The sequence below is a fragment of the Burkholderia sp. Ac-20344 genome (assembly GCF_017104975.1).
Taxonomy (GTDB): domain Bacteria; phylum Pseudomonadota; class Gammaproteobacteria; order Burkholderiales; family Burkholderiaceae; genus Burkholderia.
The window spans coordinates 1-17,911 of the sequence record NZ_JAAGPP010000073.1; the positions used below are offsets into that span (position 1 = coordinate 1).

A 17,911-nucleotide genomic window follows, 5' to 3' on the forward strand; every position below is an offset into this window, starting at 1 on the left:
TCCGCGCGCCGACGACGCGCAACCGGCCGCCGCACGCCGACGGCGAGACGGCGCGCACGCGCGCACCACAGACGGGATTCGCATGTCTCCCCCACCCAGATGGAATCGGCCTGTCAGCGGCCGTGTCCAAAGATCTTATGAAACCTTTTATTGGTATTCAAGTGGTATCAATCTGGCGCTAAATTGGCATCGGCGTGACGGGCTTCTCCGGCCGGCCGGGGCGAAAAAAAACCTCGCGCGAGGCGAGGTTCCTTCCGGACGGCGGCCGCATGACCGGCCGTGCGCGTCAGTCATGGCGCACGCGCGCTTCCTGCGTCTTCTGCCGCGCTTCGAGCCACATCGCATTGACGATGCCGAACGACAGCGCGACGCCGATACCGAGAATCCAGCTGAAATACCACATGATCCGACTCCTTGCGAAAACGGGGGCGGCGGGGCGCCTGCGCGCCCCGGCCGGGTTCAATGCATCAATACATCGAATGCTTGTTCTCTTCGAGCGACTGGTGCGTGACCTTGCCGCGCATCACGCGATACACCCAGCTCGTGTAGAGCAGGACGATCGGCAGGAACACGATCACCGCGAACAGCATCACCTGCAGCGTCATGTGGCTCGACGTCGAATCCCACACGGTCAGGCTGCTGCGCGGGTCGAGCGACGACGGCATGATGAACGGGAACATCGAGAAGCCGGCGGTCAGGATCACGCCGGCGATCATCAGGCCGGTGCAGAAGAATGCCGTCTTTTCCTGCTTCGAGCCGGCGAGCAGCAGCGCGAACAGGCCGCCCCCGATCCCGACGACGGGTGCCGCGATCATCCACGGGAATTCGCCGTAGTTCGCGAGCCACAGGCCCGAGCCGGCGGCGACGTCCTTGAGCAGCGGGTTCGCGACCGTGTCGGTCGGCGCGGCGTGCGTGATGTGGAAGCCGCCGATGGTGGATGCGATCAGCACGCCGGCCAGTACGAACAGCACGACCGCGAGGAACGACGCCACGCGCAGCGCGATCGACGCGCGGCGTGCGATCACGCCTTCCGTCTTCATCTTGATGAAGGCCGCGCCGTGCGCGACGAGCATCGTGAGGCTGACGAGCCCGCACAGCAGCGCGAACGGGTTCAGCAGCGCCCAGAAACCGCCGTAGTAGGTCACGCGCAGGTCGCTGTCGAACTTGAACGGCACGCCTTGCAGCAGGTTGCCGAACGCGACGCCGAACACGAGCGCCGGCACGAACCCGCCGACGAACAGGCCCCAGTCCCAGCCCGCACGCCAGCGCGGGTCAGGTCGCTTGCTGCGGTAGTCGAAGCCCACCGGCCGGAAGAACAACGCGAACAGCACGAGCAGCATCGCGAAGTAGAAGCCGGAGAACGACGCCGCGTAGACGAGCGGCCAGGCCGCGAACATCGCGCCGCCGGCCGTGATCAGCCACACCTGGTTGCCTTCCCATGTCGCACCGACGGTGTTGACGATGATGCGGCGTTCCTCGTCGGTCTTGCCGAGGAACGGCAGCAGCGCGGTCGCGCCCATGTCGAAGCCGTCGGTGACGGCGAAGCCGATCAGCAGCACACCGACGAGCAGCCACCAGATCAGCTTGAGAGTTGCATAGTCCATAGCGATTCCTTGTTCCGTTTCAGGTGCGTGCTCACGCCGTGGCGCGCTCGCTGGCGGCCGCGATTTCGTGGTGATAGCGGCCGGTATGCAGCGACGACGGGCCGAGGCGCGCGTACTTGAACATCAGCTTGATCTCGATGACGAACAGCGCGGTATAGAACAGGATGAAGCCCGCGAGACTCAGGTACAGGTCGCTCGGCTGCAGGCTCGACGCGGACAGGTGCGTCGGCAGCACGCCGGCGATCGTCCACGGCTGGCGGCCGAGCTCGGCGACGATCCAGCCGAATTCGATCGCGATCCACGGCAGCGGGATCGCCCACACCGCATAGCGGAGGAACCAGCGACGGTTGTCCTGCAGCAGTTCGCGGCGCGCGCAGAACCAGAACGCGGCAATGAACGTGGCAACGAACAGGAAGCCGAGGGCCACCATGATCCGGAACGAGAAGAACACGGGCGCGACCGGCGGGATCGTCTTCTTCGCGGCGGCCTTGATCTGCTCGGGTGTCGCATCGACCACGTTCGGCGTGAACTGCTTGAGCATCAGCCCGTAGCCGAGATACTGCTTGTGCTGGTCGAACAGCGCGCGGGTTGCGTCGCTCGTGTCGCCCTGCTTGATCTTCTGCAGCGCGCCGTACGCGATCATCCCGCTCTGGATGTGTTCCTCGCTGTGTTTCGCGAGATCGCGCAGGCCGATCACCGGTTCGTCGATCGAGCGCGTCGCGATCAGGCCGAGCGCGTACGGGATCTTGATCGCGTAGTCGGTGCGTTGTTCTTCCTGGTTCGGAATGCCGATCAGCGTGAACGACGCAGGTGCCGGCTGCGTTTCCCATTCGGATTCGATCGCGGCGAGCTTCATCTTCTGCACTTCGCCGGTCGTATAACCCGATTCGTCGCCGAGCACGATCACGCAGAGCGTCGCCGCGAGGCCGAAGCCGGCTGCGACCGCGAACGAGCGCAGTGCGAAGTCGACGTCGCGCTTCTTCAGCAGGTACCACGACGACACGCCGAGCACGAACATCGCCGCCGACACGTAGCCGGCCGACACCGTGTGCACGAACTTCACCTGAGCGACCGGGTTGAACAGCACGTCGAACAGGCTCGTCATCTCCATGCGCATCGTCTGGTAGTTGAACTCGGCGCCGACCGGGTTGTTCATCCAGCCGTTCGCGACGAGGATCCACAGCGCGGACAGGTTCGAGCCCAGCGCGACGAGGAACGTGACCATCAGGTGCTTGACCTTCGACAGTCGGTTCCAGCCGAAGAAGAACAGGCCGACGAACGTCGATTCGAGGAAGAACGCCATCAGGCCTTCGACCGCGAGCGGCACGCCGAAGATGTCGCCGACATAGTGCGAGTAGTACGACCAGTTCGTGCCGAACTGGAATTCGAGCGTGATGCCGGTCGTCACGCCCATCGCGAAGTTGATCCCGAACAGCTTGCCCCAGAACTGGGTCATGTCCTTGTAGACCTGTTTGCCGGTCATCACGTAGACGGCTTCCATGATGACGAGCAGCCAGGACAGGCCGAGCGTCAGCGGCACGAACAGGAAGTGGTAGAGCGCCGTGATGCCGAACTGCAGACGCGACAGATCGACGACTTCGCTACTTATCATGGTGGTCTCCCTCGGTGGGTGCAGGCGCCGGCACCGAGAGCAGCTTCTCGGCGACGGCGGCAGGCGGCAACGACATGTGCTCGGCCTGCGGATGATTGAAGAATGCGTATTTGAGCGACATCAGGAGGATCAGCTTGACGATCAGCACCAGGGTGATGTCGCGGGCGAGGGTCGGGCCGCGTGCCCACGCGGCGATGCGCGCGCGCCAGCCGATCGTACCGGCCGGCCGCGGGGGAGGCGGCGCAGGCTCTTTATTGATCGAGATCAAGGCGATTATCCTGAATCGATTTAGGTCTGATTTGGGGCGACTTTACGTCGGATTTATGACGGCCGTGAAGCTGTTTTAATCCTTTTGCGCCTGACATGCCAATTTTAAAAGGACGGCTTTCCGATGCCGAGTGCTGCGCTGCGGCAGACCGTCGCGAAACACGGGCTGAAACTTGAGGCAGATCAAGGTTATGCGGAAGGGGCCCGCAAACGGCCTATTGCCTGACGAATCAGGTCAATTAATCCGCACGGAAACGGGTGGAAAAACGGGCGAAAAAGCGGGTGAAAAACTGCGGAAAAGACGGGCGAAAAAAAACCGCTGCCGGTTAGGCAGCGGTTTTCGGTGAGGCGCGCTAAATCGCCGGGATTTATGCGTATTCGGCGAGGGCGGTGCGCATCTTTTTCATGGCGCTCGCTTCGATCTGGCGGATGCGTTCCGCCGACACGCCGAACTCGGCGGCGAGATCGTGCAGCGTCGAGCCGCCCGAGCCGTCGTCGTCGACGTGCAGCCAGCGCGCCTCGATGATGCGGCGGCTGCGTGCGTCGAGCGCGTCGAGTGCCTGCGCGATGCCGTCCGTCTGCAGCGTGTCGCGCTGACGCGCGGCGAGCACGGCGGTCGGTTCGTTGTGCGAGTCGGCCAGGTAGGCGATCGGCGCGTACGACTCCTCGCCGTCTTCGACCTGCCCTTCGAGCGCGATGTCGCCGCCCGACAGGCGCGTTTCCATTTCGGTCACGTCTTCGCGCTTGACGTTGAGTTCCTTCGCGAGGCCGTCGATCTCCTCGGGCGTCATCGCCTGCAGGCCCTTCTTGTGGCTGCGCAGGTTGAAGAACAGCTTGCGCTGCGCCTTCGTCGTCGCGACCTTCACCGTGCGCCAGTTGCGCAGGATGTACTCGTGGATCTCAGCCTTGATCCAGTGGATCGCATACGACACGAGACGCACGTTCTGGGCCGGATCGAAGCGCTTCACGGCCTTCATCAGGCCGATGTTGCCTTCCTGGATCAGGTCGCCGTGCGGCAGGCCGTAGCCGAGATAGTTGCGCGCGATCGACACGACGAGCCGCAGGTGCGACAGCACGAGGCGGCGTGCCGAGTCGAGATTGTTGCTTTCGCGGAATTCGGTCGCGTACTGGCGTTCCTCTTCGGGCGTCAGCAGCGGAATGCGATTGACGGCCTGGATATACGCGTCGATGTTGCCAAGCTGGCCCGGCAACATCGATTGAGCTGCGAGCGCCAGCGAGCCTGCCGATGCGGCCTTGGCCGGCGTCGGGCTCAGGGTGTTCGGGAGGGTCAGGGCATTGCTCACTAAAAAACTCCTTTGGAATCAGGGACAAGCCCCCGGTCTCGAATGAAATTCCGTGGGCCATCTTAGCACTCCCGTAAGCCGAGTGCTAATTCCTTAGAGCAAGCGTGGGCATCGGAGTTCCCACTTTTTCTATCGAGCTAGTCGAGTCGATAGTCTAATTTGCGACAGAGGGGGCGCAGCGAAGTTCCGTAAGCCGTTGTTTCTGATGGCAATCAGTAGACGATTTCAATTTTTGTCGTTTTGGAAGCAAGCCATTTCGCTTTGTGATGCCGATCCGAAAAGTCCTTTACCATACCATTCAGTTCGCTCGAGCTGGCCGAAGCGGCAGGCTCAATTCAACCCACAAAGTTGGAGTGTCAGATGAACAATAAGAAGAATCGCCGGCCCCGCAGCCGGCTTGCGCTGCACGCGATGCTGGCGGCGTCCCTCCTGGGCGGATCGGGTGCGGCATGCGCGGATCGATGGGGCATTCAGGCGGGCGGCGGTTTTTCGGATCGCCACGGGGTCGACAAGGCCGATCTCGGCGTGGTGTGGGATCCGGGCTGGAACTGGTGGGAAATCGGAGGCTGGCACTTCGCGTTCGTCGTGGAAGGGCACGCCGGCTACTGGCACACGGGCGGCAACGTCCACGGCAACATCGGTGAATTCGGCGTGACGCCGATGTTCCGCTTCATCAAGAGCGCCGGGGAGATCCGCCCGTACATCGAGGCCGGCGGCGGCGTCCGGCTGCTGACGCATCCGACGATCTCGGATCATTTTTCGATGGGGACCGCGTTCCAGTTCGCGCCGACGGCGGGGGTGGGCGTGCAGTTCGGCCAACGGCAACAGTATCAGGTCGGCTACCGTTTTGAACATGTGTCTAACGCGGGTATCAAAGAGCCGAATCCTGGTATAAATTTCCACCAGTTCTACTTGCAGTACAACTTCTGATCCGCACGCCCGCGCACGGCGTGCGCGTTGCCGAGGAGTCAGGCGATGGCGAAGGTGGTCGATGCGATCCGCGCGCTCGAGCGCGATCGGTTCCGGGCGATGGTGGACGGGGACGGCGAGGTGCTCGACGCGCTTTTGTCGGACAAGGTGTTCTTCGTGCACACCAACGGCAAACGCGAAACCAAGCAGCAGTTCATCGACGCGATCGTCGCCGGCCGCCGCCGCTATCGCCAGATCGAAATCCAGTCGCAGGACGTGCTGCCCGTCGGCGACGAAACCTGCGTCGTCACCGGGCGCGCGTTGATCGAGATGGAAACGAACAACGGCGGCCTGGTCTTCCCGATTGCATATACCTCCGTCCATACCCACGAACAGGGCCGCTGGAGCCTGTTCGCGTGGCAGGCGACGCGGTGCGCGACCGAGACATGAGCGCGCGTGGCGCTCCTTTTCATGTCCCGACCGAAGCGGCCTTCTGGGCCGCTTTTTGCTGCCTCGTGCGGCGCGGATCGCGCGGCGCACGGGCGGTCACGCCCCGCTCGCTGACGTTTGAACCCTGAAACGGAACCGGACGGTCAGGCCGCTGCGCGGCGATCCGTGCAGTGCCAGGCCGAGCGGTTGATCGCGCTGACGACCGCATCGAGCGCGGCGCTCGCCGCATCGGCGTGCAGGCCGACGCCGTGCCGCAGCGGCGCATCGCCGACCCGGCAGCCGACCGATACCGCGATCCGCCCGTCCGTCGTGCGCGTGTGTTCGCACGACGCGACGTCGATCGCGGCGCTGGCGGCCGCCGCGAATGCTGCGGCCAAACGCCGCACGGCATCGTCGGGCGTCGTGTCCGCCGCGGGCACTGCCGCGATCTCGCGGTTCTGCCAGCGCGCGCCGTTGCCGTGACGCGCGGCCGGCCCGTCGGTGTCGAAGAATTCGCGCGCGAACAGCGTGCAGATCGCGTCGCCCGTCACTTCCTCGCCGGACGCGTCGGCAAGCGTCTGCACCGCATGGCTGAATTCGATCTGCACGCGGCGCGTCGGCGTGAAGCCCATCCCGCGTTCGAGCAGGAACGTCGCGCCGCCCTTGCCGGACTGGCTGTTCACGCGGATCACGGCGTCATAGCTGCGGCCGAGGTCGGCCGGGTCGATCGGCAGGTACGGCACTTCCCAGGCCGCGTCGGGGCGCTGCTGCGCGAAGCCCTTGCGGATCGCGTCCTGGTGCGAGCCCGAGAATGCGGTGAACACGAGGTCGCCCGCGTACGGATGGCGCGGATGCACGGGAATCTGGTTGCAGCGTTCGACGACGCGGCGCACGGCGTCGATGTCGGAGAAATCGAGGCCCGGATCGATGCCCTGCGTGTAGAGATTCAGCGCGAGCGTGACGAGATCGACGTTGCCGGTGCGCTCGCCGTTGCCGAACAGGCAGCCCTCGATCCGGTCGGCGCCCGCGAGCAGCGCGAGCTCGGCCGCCGCGACCGCGGTGCCGCGGTCGTTGTGCGGATGCACGGACAGCACGATGCTGTCGCGATACGCGAGGTTGCGGTCCATCCACTCGATCTGGTCCGCGAACACGTTCGGGCTCGCGGCTTCGACGGTGGCCGGCAGGTTGACGATCATCTTGTGGTCGCGGGCCGGGCGCCAGGTCTGCGCGACCGCGTCGCAGATCTCGCGCGCGAACGTCAGCTCGGTCATGCTGAAGGTTTCCGGCGAGTACTGGAAGGTCCACTGCGTGTCGGGGCGGGCGGCGGCGTGCGCCTTGATGATGCGCGTGCCGTCGATCGCGAGCGCCTTCACGTCGGCCTTCGACATCCCGAACACGATGCGGCGGAACGACGGGCAGACCGCGTTGTACAGGTGCACGATCGCGCGCGGCACGCCCTCGAGCGCGTCGAACGTGCGGGCGATCAGGTCTTCGCGCGCCTGCACGAGCACTTCGATCGTCACGTCGTCCGGAATCCGCTTGTCGTCGATCAGCTTGCGGACGAAATCGAAGTCGGTTTGCGACGCCGACGGAAAACCGACTTCGATCTCCTTGAACCCGATCGCGACCAGCATCTCGAAGAACTCGAGCTTCTGCTCGATGCTCATCGGCTCGATCAGCGACTGGTTGCCGTCGCGCAGGTCGGTGCTCATCCAGACGGGCGCGCGCTCGATGGTGCGCGACGGCCATTTGCGGCCATTGAGGCGGACGGGTTCGAACGGACGGTACTTGTCTTGCGGATTGCGCTGCATCTTCTGGACCTCGGGTCTCAAGTCGCGAGCGAAGACGGGCGGCATGGGCGACGGTTGGCGCTGCCTCGCTCCACGGCACGTAAGCGCGCTGTGGATGCGGATGATCTTCGCGAATCGGCCGACGGATAGACGGACGAAGGCTGACGACTTCGGGTTGTAAAAACTGCGAGAGGGTACTGCGAGGAACTGCTGGGAGGGACCGTGCGGACAGCACACGGCGCTACGACAGCCTTAGGCTAGTCGTAGCGATAGCGGCCGCGCTAGGCGGCCGGAGGTAATTCGGAGGGTGTTCGGAAAGGAACGCATGACGGCAACTCTATGCCAGGATGTGCCAGCGTGTCAAATGCCCGGCAAGCGGGGCCGGTTCGCGTGCGTGCGGTCAGCGCGCGATGCGGGCGATCTGCGCGATCGTCGCGACCTGCCGGGCGACCGTGTCGGGCACCGGCTGCTCGCCGCGCAACACGGCGTCGGTCCACGCGGCCGTCGTGGCCGCATCGCGCGATTCGGGCAGGGCGACAGGCGGCGCATCGGTCGACGAGCGCTCGGCCTCGATCAGCGTGTCGCACACGCCGTCGTGCAGCCAGTCGACCTGCACCTGGCGCCGCGTATCGGCAACGGCTTCGCCCTCGGTGCCGCGGGCCAGCAGGGCGCCGCCGAGCGCGGCGTCCGGATGGTCGCGGAACAATTGAGCCAGGCTGTCGCGGTACGGCGGGTGTGTGTAGTTGACGAGCCGCAGGCCGGCCGGCGCGAACGGCTGCAGGATCTTCACGAGCGTGTGCGTCGAGTTGCGCACGCCGAGCACGCTGCGCATCGACAGCAGGCGAGCAATGCGCGGCGCCAGCACTTCGATCGACGCGAACGCGACGCGGCGCTCGGCAAGCGTGTCCTCGATCGCATCGTGCGACGCCGACGGCGCGAGCGACAGCGCCGAGAAGATCTCGGCGCTCGTCACGCGGCCCGGATCACGCTCGACGCCATGCACGAGCACCGGCACGCCTTCGCGCGCGAGCAGCAGCGCGAGCAGCGGCACGAGGTTCGGCTGCTTGCGTGCACCGTTGTAGCTCGGGATCGACACGGGGCGGAACGCGGCGTCCTGCACGTGCACTGGCTCGAACGATGCCTGCGCGGCGGCGAGCATCGCGGCCAGCTCGTCGGCGGATTCTCCCTTCAGGCGATAGGCGATCAGGATCGCGCCGAGTTCGACGTCCGACACGCGCGCGTCGAGCATCGCGCGATAGAGCTCGAACGTGTCCTCGGCGGACAGCGCGCGGGCGCCGTTCGGGCCGCGGCCGATTTCCTTGATGAAGCGGGCGCACGGGAACGGAACGGCGGCGGAATCGTGGGAAGCGGTCATCGGGGCGTGGGGCGGGCGGCCGGCATCGGGCCGCGCTGTGAGCGGTGAGGAATGCCCCGAGTATCGCACGGGCGCGGCCGGCGCAAGCGGGGCCGCGCATCGTGGCGCGCTACACTCTGGTTCCCGGCGCCGCGCCCGTGCCGTCGCCGGCCGAATACGACTACGAGAGACATCCCATGGAGCTTTACAGCTATTTCCGCAGTTCCGCGTCGTACCGCGTGCGGATCGCCCTGAACCTGAAGCAGCTGCCGTTCGACTATGTCCCCGTGCACATGCTGCGCGACGGCGGCGAGCAACTGAAGGACGCGTACCGTGCACTGAATCCGGATGCGGTCGTGCCGACGCTGATCGACGGCGACGCGACGCTGCAGCAGTCGCTCGCGATCATCGAATATCTCGAGGAAACCCATCCTGAGCCGGCGCTGCTGCCGAAGCAACCGGTCGATCGCGCGTATGTGCGCGCGGTCGCGCTGCAGATCGCGTGCGAAATCCATCCGCTCAACAACCTGCGCGTGCTGAAGTACCTGAAGCACACGCTGAAGGTGCCCGAGGAGGCGAAGAACGCGTGGTACCGGCACTGGATCGAGGCGGGCTTCGAAACACTCGAGACGCGTCTCGCGAGCGATCCGCGCACCGGTACGCTGTGCTTCGGCGACACGCCGACGCTTGCCGACGTGTGCCTCGTACCGCAGGTGTTCAACGCGAACCGCTTCTCGATCGACACGACGCGCTATCCGACGATCCAGCGGATCGTCGACCATGCGTCGACGCTCGATGCGTTCAAGGCCGCCGAGCCTGGCGCGCAGCCCGACGCCGAGTGAGCGCGGTGCGCCCGGGGCAGGCATGACCGGGCGTGCATGAAAAAGGGCGCCCGAAGGCGCCCTGAGCGATGCGTGCCGGCGGTGTTCAGCCGAGCAGTGCGTCCGCGAATTCGACCGCGCTGAACGGCTGCAGATCCTCGACCTTCTCGCCGACGCCGATGAAGTAGACCGGTACCGGGCGCTGCCGCGCGATCGCGGCGAGAATCCCGCCCTTCGCGGTGCCGTCGAGCTTCGTGACGATGAGGCCCGTGAGGCCGAGCGCGTCGTCGAATGCCTTGACCTGCGTGAGCGCGTTCTGTCCGGTGTTCGCGTCGATCACCAGCAGCACTTCGTGCGGCGCGCCGTCGTGCGCCTTCGAGATCACGCGCTTCACCTTCTTCAGCTCCTCCATCAGGTGGAGCTGCGTCGGCAGGCGGCCGGCCGTGTCGGCCATCATCACGTCGATCTTGCGCGCGCGCGCGGCGCTGACCGCGTCGAAGATCACCGCGGCCGGATCGCCGCTTTCCTGCTGCACGACCGTCACGTTGTTGCGCTCGCCCCAGACCGCCAGCTGTTCGCGCGCGGCCGCGCGGAACGTGTCGCCCGCGGCCAGCAGCACCGACTGGTCGAAGCTCTGCAGGTGCTTCGCGAGCTTGCCGATGCTGGTCGTCTTGCCCGCACCGTTTACGCCGGTGATCATCATCACGAGCGGCTGCGCGCGGCCGAGCATCAGCGATTTCTCGAGCGGCGTCAGCAGCTCGACGAGCAGGTCGTGCAGCGCGGCCTTCACCTGCTGCGGGTCGGTCAGGCGGCCCGTGCGCACCTTTTCGCGCAGCGCGCCGAGCAGGTACTCGGTCGCGTCGACGCCGGCGTCGGACATCAGCAGCGCGGTCTCGAGCTCCTCGTACAGATCCTCGTCGATCTTCGTGTTGACGAAGACGCCGGTGATGCTCGAACCCGTCTTGGCGAGCCCCGTTTTCAGGCGCGCGAGCCACGATTTCTTCGCGGATGCGTCCTGCAGCGGCGGCGGGACGATTTCGACTGTCTCGACGACTTCGTCGCGGCCGTCGTTGGTCGGCGTGACCGTCATCACGACGGCCGGCGCGGCCGGTTGCGCGGGCGCCTGCGGCACGTCGGCCGCGGGCGGGGCCTCGACCACGGGCGCATCGGACGGTTCGTCCGTTTGCGGCGCGTCGGCCGATTGCGATTCCGCCGGATCGGGCTCCTGCGTTTTCTTGAATCGTTTGAAGAAGCTGAACATGGTCTGACGTCGGGAAGAGGGCGGGCTGCCGCCAGGGGCGGGGCACCGGACGGGCCGTTCTGCGTTCGCGCGGGCGCGGCGCACGGCGGCCGAAACCGTGCATTTTATCAGTGCGGCGTGGCGCTCGCGTCAGTGTGCGCCGCCGCTGTGGTAACGTGCGCCTGTTTAGCGGTGCGCCCTGCGCGCGCCCGGTCCCTCCGTCGTCGATATTCCGTATGTCCCGTTCCTCTCCCGGCCGCCCGGCGGCCCCTTCTGGCCGCGGCAAGCCGCACACGATCCGCATCATCGGCGGTGACTGGAAACGCACGCCGCTCGCGGTGCTCGATCTCGATGGCCTGCGGCCGACGCCCGATCGCGTGCGCGAGACGCTGTTCAACTGGCTCGGCCAGGATCTCGAAGGCCGACGTTGCCTCGACCTGTTCGCGGGCACCGGCGCGCTCGGTTTCGAGGCCGCGTCGCGCGGCGCGTCGAGCGTCGTGATGGTCGAGCGCCACCCGCGCGCCGCGCAGCAGCTGCGTGCGATCAAGGACAAGCTCGGCGCGCGTGCGGTCGAGGTCGCGGAGGCGGACGCGTTGCGGCTCGCGGCCGGGCTCACGCCGGGCGCGTTCGACGTCGTGTTTCTCGATCCGCCGTTCGATGATTCGGTCGCGCTCGAGCGCGCGATCGCGCTGGCGGCACCGCTCGTCGCGGCGGGCGGCGCGCTGTATGTCGAGACGGGGGCGGAACTCGATCCGGCCGCGCACGACGCCCTCGCCGGCTGGCAGGTCGTGAAGCACGGCAAGGCCGGTGCGGTTCACTATCATTTGCTGCGGCGCGAAAATGATGAATAATGCGCGTTCCATACGAGGCGGCGCGCCGCAAAGGCGACGCATGCCCATCTCGGCAGCGGCGTGCGCATCGCACGGCTGCCATCCCGTTTGCGTGATGACAGGAGGAGCGACATGGTAGTCGCCGTGTATCCCGGTACGTTCGATCCGCTGACGCGCGGGCACGAAGACCTCGTGCGGCGTGCGTCGAGCATTTTTGATACGCTGGTGGTCGGTGTCGCCGACAGCCGCGCGAAAAAGCCGTTCTTCTCGCTGGAAGAACGTCTGACGATTGCGAACGAGGTGCTCGGCCATTATCCGAACGTGAAGGTGATGAGTTTCACCGGCCTCCTGAAGGATTTCGTCCGCACCAACAATGCGCGCGTGATCGTGCGCGGCCTGCGCGCCGTGTCCGATTTCGAATATGAGTTCCAGATGGCGGGGATGAACCGCTACCTGCTGCCCGACGTCGAGACGATGTTCATGACGCCGTCCGATCAGTACCAGTTCATCTCGGGGACGATCGTGCGCGAAATCGCGCAGTTGGGCGGCGATGTCAGCAAGTTCGTGTTCCCGTCCGTCGAGAAGTGGCTGACCGAGAAAGTCGCTGCGATCGGAGGCCCTGCCGCGTGACGCGGCGCCGGCCGGTTTCGTTGCGGAGCCGGCCGCCGGCCTGAAGAAGTGAGATCAGTATGGCTTTGATGATTACCGACGAGTGCATCAATTGCGACGTGTGCGAGCCCGAGTGCCCGAACGGCGCGATTTCGATGGGCCCGGACATCTACGTAATTGACCCGAACAAGTGCACCGAGTGCGTCGGCCATTTCGATGAGCCGCAGTGCCAGCAGGTGTGTCCGGTCGAATGCATTCCGCGCGATCCGCAGCATGACGAATCGCATGCGCAATTGATGGAGAAGTATCACGCGTTGATCGCCGCAAAGGGCGACGACGCGTCGTGACCTGTGGTGACGCGCGCGCTCGAATTCTTCGGCACGCACGTCACGCATCCGGATCGGCGCCGCCCGACGCCGGTTCTTTCGTTTCAGGCCAGCAGCTCGCGCAACGCCGCGACGAGCGCATCGCATTCGGCGTCGGTGCCGACGGTGATGCGCAGGTGCTGGTCGATCCGCGGCAGCCGGAAGTGCCGCACGAAAATTTCCCGTTCCTTCAGCTTCGCTGCAATCGCACTCGCATCGTGCGCGGGATGGCGCGCGAACACGAAATTCGCCGCCGACGGCACGATGTCGAAGCCGAGCGTGTCGAGCGCGTGCATGAGCCGCGTCCGGCTGTCGATCACGCGCCGGCAGGTCGCGTTGAAATAATCGGTGTCTTCGTACGCGGCCTGCGCGGCAACCTGCGCGAGCCGGTCGAGCGGGTACGAGTTGAAGCTGTCCTTCACGCGGTTCAGCGCGTCGATCAGCGCGGCATTGCCGAACGCGAAACCGACGCGCATGCCCGCGAGCGAACGCGCCTTCGATGTCGTGTGCACGACGAGCAGGTTCGGGTAGCGGTCGATCAGTGTAATCGCCGACTGCGCGCCGAAATCGACATACGCCTCGTCGATCACGACGACCGACGAGGGATTCGCGGCCGCGATCCGCTCGACGTCCGCGAGCGGCAGCGCGCGCCCGGTCGGCGCGTTCGGGTTCGGAAACAGCACGCCACCGGCATCGTCGAGGTAGTCGTCGACGCGGATCGAGAAGTCGTCCGCGAGCGGCACGACCGTCGTCTCGACGCCGTACAGGCGCGCATAGGTCGGATAGAAGCTGTACGTGATGTCGGGGAAGCGCAGCGGCCGGTCGTGCTTGAGCAGCGCCTGGAATGCGTGCGCGAGCACTTCGTCTGAGCCGTTGCCGACGAACACCTGCTCGGGCTCGATGCGATGATGGGCCGCGACCGTCTCGCGCAGTGCGCGTGCGACCGGGTCGGGATAGCGGCGCAGCGTGTCGCCGGTCTCGCCGAGTTCGCGCGCGATCGCCGCGACGACGCGCGGCGACGGCGGATAGGGATTCTCGTTGGTGTTCAGCTTGACGGGGTGTGCGAGTGCGGGCTGCTCGCCCGGCACGTAAGGCACGAGTTGCTGAACGACGTCGCTCCAGTAACGGCTCACCGCTTGGCTCCTGTCGGGCAAAGCGACCAGATTACCGCAAGTGCGTGCCGGGTGGGGCGGGCGGGGCCGCCCGGCGACGCCGGACGGCTCGATGCACGGTAGCGGTGCGATGCGGTCAGTTGCGATGCAGCTGCATCGTCGCGCGGTCGAGTTCGCCCTTGACGACCATCGGCATCACGGCGAGCGCGCGTTCGATCGACGCGTCGATCACGTCCTGTTCCTCGCGGCGCGGCGGTTTCAGCACGAAGTTCGCGACGTCGGGCTTCGCGCCGGCGCGGGCGCTTTCCGGAATCAGGTCACGCGGATGGCCGATGCCGATCCGCAGCCGCCAGTACTGCTGCGACGACAGGTGCGCGGAGATGTCCTTCAGGCCGTTGTGGCCGCCGCTGCCGCCGCCGAGCTTCAGCTTCACGGAGCCGGGCGGCAGGTCGAGCTCGTCGTGTGCGACGAGGATCTGGTCGGGCAGGATCTTGAAGAACTGCGCGAGCGCGACGACCGACTGGCCGGAGCGGTTCATGTAGGTTTGCGGCTCGAGCAGGTGGACTTCCTCGCCGTGCAGGCGCGCTTTCGCGTAGAAGCCGTGGAAGCGGCGTTCGTCGCGCAGCGTCGTGCCTGCTTCTCGGGCAAGCTGGTCGACCAGCCAGAAGCCGGCGTTGTGGCGCGTCGCGGTGTATTCCGCCCCGGGATTGCCGAGGCCGACGATCAGTTTGATCATGACGTTTCGAAGGCGGCAACGGCCGCCTGGGCGCAAAAAAAGAAAAACCCGCCGGGCAAGCCGCGGCGGGTTGCGTCGACCGTTTCGTGAAACGGATCGATGGGGCGCGCAGGCAGCCGCTTAGGCAGCCGGCGTTTCGCCTTCTGCTGCGTCCGACACGGCACCAGCCGGGACCGTCGCCGATGCGACAACCGGGTTTTCCGCGTCGATGTGCGCAACCAGCGCGACGCCCTTCGGCAGCGTGATGTCCTTCGCGTGCAGCGATTGACCGGCTTCGATCTTCGACAGGTCGACTTCGAGGAACTCCGGCAGGTCGGCCGGCAGGCACTCGATTTCGATTTCCGTCGCGACGTGCGAAACGATCGCGCTCGACAGCTTCACGGCCGGGCTGATTTCAGCGTTCAGGAAGTGCAGCGGTGCCTTCGTGTGCAGCTTCTTCTTCGCGTCAACGCGCTGGAAGTCCACGTGCAGCACCAGTTGCTTGAACGGGTGGTATTGCACGTCGCGCAGCAGAACCTGTTGCGACTGGCCAGCCACTTCGAGGTCGAGGATCGACGAGTGGAAAGCTTCCTTCTTCAGGGCGTGCCACAGGGCGTTGTGATCGAGTTCGATCTTTTGCGGGGCTGCTTCGCCACCGTAAACGATACCCGTGGTCTTACCAGCGTTGCGCAGGCGGCGGCTCGCACCCGTACCTTGCTCTTGGCGCTCGAAAGCGACGACTTTCATATGATTCTCCAATGGCTGCCCGCGACCAGGCAGTAAAACGGGGCCGTCAAACGGCGGCCCCCGATGAAACGGCCGGGGTTTCGTCTATCCCGTCCGATTGTGCAAAAAGCGAAGCGTTGCCGCTTCGCTTTCTGCGCATGCTTTGTTCAGTCGATTCGCGATCAGGATTCCGCGAACAGCGACATTACCGAATCGCCGCGGCGGATCCGCGAGAACGTTTCGGCCAGCAGGCTCGCGCTCGTCAATGCACGGATCTTCGAGCAGCCCAGCGATTCGGCGGACAGCGGGATCGTGTCGGTGACGACCAGCTCGTCGAGCGCCGACGCAGCGATGCGATCGCCTGCGCCGCCCGACAGCACCGGGTGCGTCGCGTAGGCGAATACCTGCTTCGCGCCGCGCTCCTTCAGCACTTGCGCGGCCTTGCAGAGCGTGCCTGCCGTATCGACCATGTCGTCCATGATCACGCAGGTGCGGCCTTCGACTTCACCGATGATGTTCATCACTTCGGAGACGTTCGCCTTCGGGCGACGCTTGTCGATGATCGCGAGATCGCAGTTGAGCTGCTTCGCGAGTGCCCGGGCGCGCACCACGCCGCCGACGTCCGGCGACACGACGAGCAGATCCGAGTAGTTCTGCTTGCGCAGGTCACCCAGCAGGATCGGCGTTGCGTAGATGTTGTCGACCGGGATGTCGAAGAAGCCCTGAATCTGGTCGGCGTGCAGATCCATCGTGATGATCCGCTCGACGCCGGCGATTTCCAGCATGTTCGCGACGACCTTCGCCGAGATCGCGACACGCGCCGAACGCGGGCGGCGATCCTGGCGGGCGTAGCCGAAGTAGGGGATGGCAGCGGTGATCCGGCCAGCGGATGCGCGCTTGAGCGCATCGACCATGATCATCAGTTCCATCAGGTTGTCGTTTGCCGGCGCGCACGTGGATTGCAGGACGAAGACGTCCTTGCCGCGCACGTTTTCCTGGATCTCGACCTGGATCTCGCCGTCGGAGAAACGGCTGACCATTGCTTTGCCGAGGGGGATTCCAAGGATATTGACGACTTCCTGGGCGAGCGCGGGATTCGCGTTGCCAGTAAAGACCATCAGGCCATCATGGCTGTGGCTGCTCATCGTGCACCTGCTTCAGGCTTGGGCGGGAAATGCGGGAAAATTTTTGGCAGGGGAGGAAGGACTCGAACCCTCGCATGCCGGAATCAAAATCCGGTGCCTTGACCAACTTGGCGACTCCCCTACACTTAACTGATAACTTCACCGGACTTGTGTAGGCCATCCGGCAAAGTAAAACTTCATGACGCGAAAGCGAAGAGCGGATGCTCGTTCAGACTCTCGGCAACTGCACCGCTCCAACCGGTGGGCAGCTTGGCTTGCGCCGCTTCTGCCTCATGTTTGCTTTGAAACGCTGCAAACACGCTTGCTCCGGAGCCGGTCATCCTCGCGGGGGTCACATCATACAACCATTTGACCACCTGCGCAACTTCCGCGTACTTACTTGTCACAACTTGCTGCATATCGTTCCGACCGAAACTATCTGGCCATCCCGCGTCGCTGCTTTGCTGTGCAAGAAAGTCCGTAATTGTGACGCGCTTCGAATCTCTTGTCAACAACTCATCTGAAAATATTTCAGCGGTTGGGACATGAACGCGGGGCGTTACAACCAAGAACCAGCGAGTCGGCAATTCTACCTCAGCTAATTCTTCTCCGATACCCTCTGCGAACGCATTTTTTCCAAAAATAAAAAACGGGACGTCTGCGCCGAGTTTTACCGCGAGCGACTGAAGCTCGGTGCGCGGCAGGTCGAGTTGCCACAGTCGGTTCAATGCGAGCAGCGTCGTCGCCGCATCGGAGCTGCCGCCGCCGAGGCCGGCCCCCATCGGCAGGCACTTGTCGATCTCGATGTCGATGCCGTTTGCGGTGCCCGTATGCGCTTTCAGCAGGTTGGCCGCGCGCACGACGAGATCGCTTTCCTCGGGCACGCCGGGCACGTCGGTGACGCGCGCGACGCGACCGTCGTCGCGCAGCGTGAAGTGCAGCGTGTCGCCCCAGTTCAGCAACTGGAACACGCTCTGCAGATCGTGATAGCCGTTCGGACGGCGGCCGGTGATGTGCAGGAACAGGTTGAGTTTCGCGGGCGCAAGGCAGTTGCGCAGCGAGCGGGTCGAATCGGTCATGCGGTTGTCTGGGCTAGGCGG

Annotated in this window: 20 protein-coding genes and 1 tRNA gene; 7 read left to right on the forward strand and 14 right to left on the reverse strand. The window is 65.1% G+C overall.

All coding sequences use genetic code 11. From position 1 onward, the window contains the following. Positions 1–182, forward strand: a 182-nt coding sequence (locus G3N64_RS22025) for a hypothetical protein (RefSeq protein WP_205785810.1), incomplete at its 5' end; no start/stop codon positions are given. A 104-nt stretch (positions 183–286) separates the two neighbouring features. On the opposite strand, the gene cydX is transcribed toward G3N64_RS22025, so the two are convergent. From cydX to rpoH, 5 genes are all read right to left on the reverse strand, one after another. Continuing rightward, positions 287–403 (reverse strand): cytochrome bd-I oxidase subunit CydX, encoded by a 117-nt coding sequence (gene cydX, locus G3N64_RS22030; protein ID WP_011353251.1) that lies wholly within the window; start codon positions 401–403, stop codon positions 287–289. Between the two features lie 64 nt (positions 404–467). Next, positions 468–1,604 (reverse strand): cytochrome d ubiquinol oxidase subunit II, encoded by a 1,137-nt coding sequence (gene cydB / locus G3N64_RS22035; RefSeq protein ID WP_205785811.1) that lies wholly within the window; start codon positions 1,602–1,604, stop codon positions 468–470. Between the two features lie 31 nt (positions 1,605–1,635). Beyond that, positions 1,636–3,216, reverse strand: a complete 1,581-nt coding sequence (locus G3N64_RS22040) for a cytochrome ubiquinol oxidase subunit I (RefSeq protein ID WP_205785812.1) — start codon at positions 3,214–3,216, stop codon at positions 1,636–1,638. Then, positions 3,206–3,490 (reverse strand): cytochrome oxidase putative small subunit CydP, encoded by a 285-nt coding sequence (cydP, locus tag G3N64_RS22045; RefSeq protein ID WP_174971627.1) that lies wholly within the window; start codon positions 3,488–3,490, stop codon positions 3,206–3,208. The genes G3N64_RS22040 and cydP overlap by 11 nt, the downstream gene beginning before the upstream one ends. Before the next feature lie 361 nt (positions 3,491–3,851). Continuing rightward, positions 3,852–4,787 carry an RNA polymerase sigma factor RpoH gene (gene rpoH, locus G3N64_RS22050; protein ID WP_205785813.1) on the reverse strand — a complete coding sequence of 312 codons (936 nt, stop codon included), beginning with the start codon at positions 4,785–4,787 and terminating at the stop codon, positions 3,852–3,854. Between the two features lie 360 nt (positions 4,788–5,147). On the opposite strand from rpoH, the gene G3N64_RS22055 reads away from it, so the two are divergent. Together G3N64_RS22055 and G3N64_RS22060 are read left to right on the forward strand one after the other, a co-directional pair. After that, a complete protein-coding gene (locus G3N64_RS22055; RefSeq protein WP_205785814.1) occupies positions 5,148–5,717 on the forward strand; it encodes an acyloxyacyl hydrolase in 570 nt (189 codons plus the stop codon). A gap of 45 nt (positions 5,718–5,762) precedes the next feature. Further along, on the forward strand, positions 5,763–6,146 hold the full coding sequence (locus tag G3N64_RS22060; RefSeq protein ID WP_205785815.1) for a nuclear transport factor 2 family protein: 384 nt from the start codon (positions 5,763–5,765) through the stop codon (positions 6,144–6,146). Positions 6,147–6,289: 143 nt separating this feature from the next. On the opposite strand, the gene leuA is transcribed toward G3N64_RS22060, so the two are convergent. After that, positions 6,290–7,936 (reverse strand): 2-isopropylmalate synthase, encoded by a 1,647-nt coding sequence (gene leuA, locus G3N64_RS22065; protein ID WP_205785840.1) that lies wholly within the window; start codon positions 7,934–7,936, stop codon positions 6,290–6,292. A gap of 379 nt (positions 7,937–8,315) precedes the next feature. Next, positions 8,316–9,290: a DNA-binding protein YbiB gene (gene ybiB / locus G3N64_RS22070; RefSeq protein ID WP_205785816.1), complete on the reverse strand. Its 975-nt coding sequence runs from the start codon at positions 9,288–9,290 to the stop codon at positions 8,316–8,318. A 176-nt stretch (positions 9,291–9,466) separates the two neighbouring features. Between ybiB and maiA the strand changes: the two genes are divergently transcribed. Then, a complete protein-coding gene (gene maiA, locus G3N64_RS22075) occupies positions 9,467–10,111 on the forward strand; it encodes a maleylacetoacetate isomerase (RefSeq protein WP_205785841.1) in 645 nt (214 codons plus the stop codon). Between the two features lie 85 nt (positions 10,112–10,196). Here the strand turns inward: maiA and ftsY are convergent, their stop codons facing one another. Further along, the gene (gene ftsY / locus G3N64_RS22080; RefSeq protein ID WP_205785817.1) at positions 10,197–11,351 is read right to left on the reverse strand and encodes a signal recognition particle-docking protein FtsY; all 1,155 of its coding nucleotides are present in this window, start codon (positions 11,349–11,351) and stop codon (positions 10,197–10,199) included. Positions 11,352–11,566: 215 nt separating this feature from the next. Here ftsY and rsmD point away from each other — a divergent pair, with 215 nt between their 5' ends. From rsmD to G3N64_RS22095, 3 genes are all read left to right on the forward strand, one after another. Next, positions 11,567–12,181 carry a 16S rRNA (guanine(966)-N(2))-methyltransferase RsmD gene (gene rsmD / locus G3N64_RS22085; protein WP_205785818.1) on the forward strand — a complete coding sequence of 205 codons (615 nt, stop codon included), beginning with the start codon at positions 11,567–11,569 and terminating at the stop codon, positions 12,179–12,181. Between the two features lie 111 nt (positions 12,182–12,292). Further along, a complete protein-coding gene (gene coaD / locus G3N64_RS22090) occupies positions 12,293–12,790 on the forward strand; it encodes a pantetheine-phosphate adenylyltransferase (RefSeq protein WP_039346084.1) in 498 nt (165 codons plus the stop codon). Between the two features lie 59 nt (positions 12,791–12,849). After that, the gene (locus G3N64_RS22095; protein ID WP_205785819.1) at positions 12,850–13,116 is read left to right on the forward strand and encodes a YfhL family 4Fe-4S dicluster ferredoxin; all 267 of its coding nucleotides are present in this window, start codon (positions 12,850–12,852) and stop codon (positions 13,114–13,116) included. An 83-nt stretch (positions 13,117–13,199) separates the two neighbouring features. Here G3N64_RS22095 and hisC read toward each other — a convergent pair whose 3' ends face one another. From hisC to ispE, 6 genes are all read right to left on the reverse strand, one after another. Then, positions 13,200–14,267, reverse strand: coding sequence for a histidinol-phosphate transaminase (gene hisC / locus G3N64_RS22100; protein WP_205785820.1), 1,068 nt, complete (start codon positions 14,265–14,267; stop codon positions 13,200–13,202). 115 nt (positions 14,268–14,382) lie between these two features. Next, complete coding sequence (pth, locus tag G3N64_RS22105) at positions 14,383–14,982, reverse strand: aminoacyl-tRNA hydrolase (RefSeq protein ID WP_205785821.1); 600 nt, start codon at positions 14,980–14,982, stop codon at positions 14,383–14,385. Positions 14,983–15,102: 120 nt separating this feature from the next. After that, positions 15,103–15,708, reverse strand: a complete 606-nt coding sequence (locus G3N64_RS22110) for a 50S ribosomal protein L25/general stress protein Ctc (RefSeq protein WP_085042200.1) — start codon at positions 15,706–15,708, stop codon at positions 15,103–15,105. A 161-nt stretch (positions 15,709–15,869) separates the two neighbouring features. Further along, the gene (locus tag G3N64_RS22115) at positions 15,870–16,832 is read right to left on the reverse strand and encodes a ribose-phosphate pyrophosphokinase (protein WP_205785822.1); all 963 of its coding nucleotides are present in this window, start codon (positions 16,830–16,832) and stop codon (positions 15,870–15,872) included. Positions 16,833–16,876: 44 nt separating this feature from the next. Next, positions 16,877–16,953, reverse strand: a tRNA-Gln gene (locus tag G3N64_RS22120). 55 nt (positions 16,954–17,008) lie between these two features. Next, on the reverse strand, positions 17,009–17,890 hold the full coding sequence (gene ispE / locus G3N64_RS22125; RefSeq protein ID WP_205785823.1) for a 4-(cytidine 5'-diphospho)-2-C-methyl-D-erythritol kinase: 882 nt from the start codon (positions 17,888–17,890) through the stop codon (positions 17,009–17,011). Positions 17,891–17,911 lie beyond the last annotated feature (21 nt).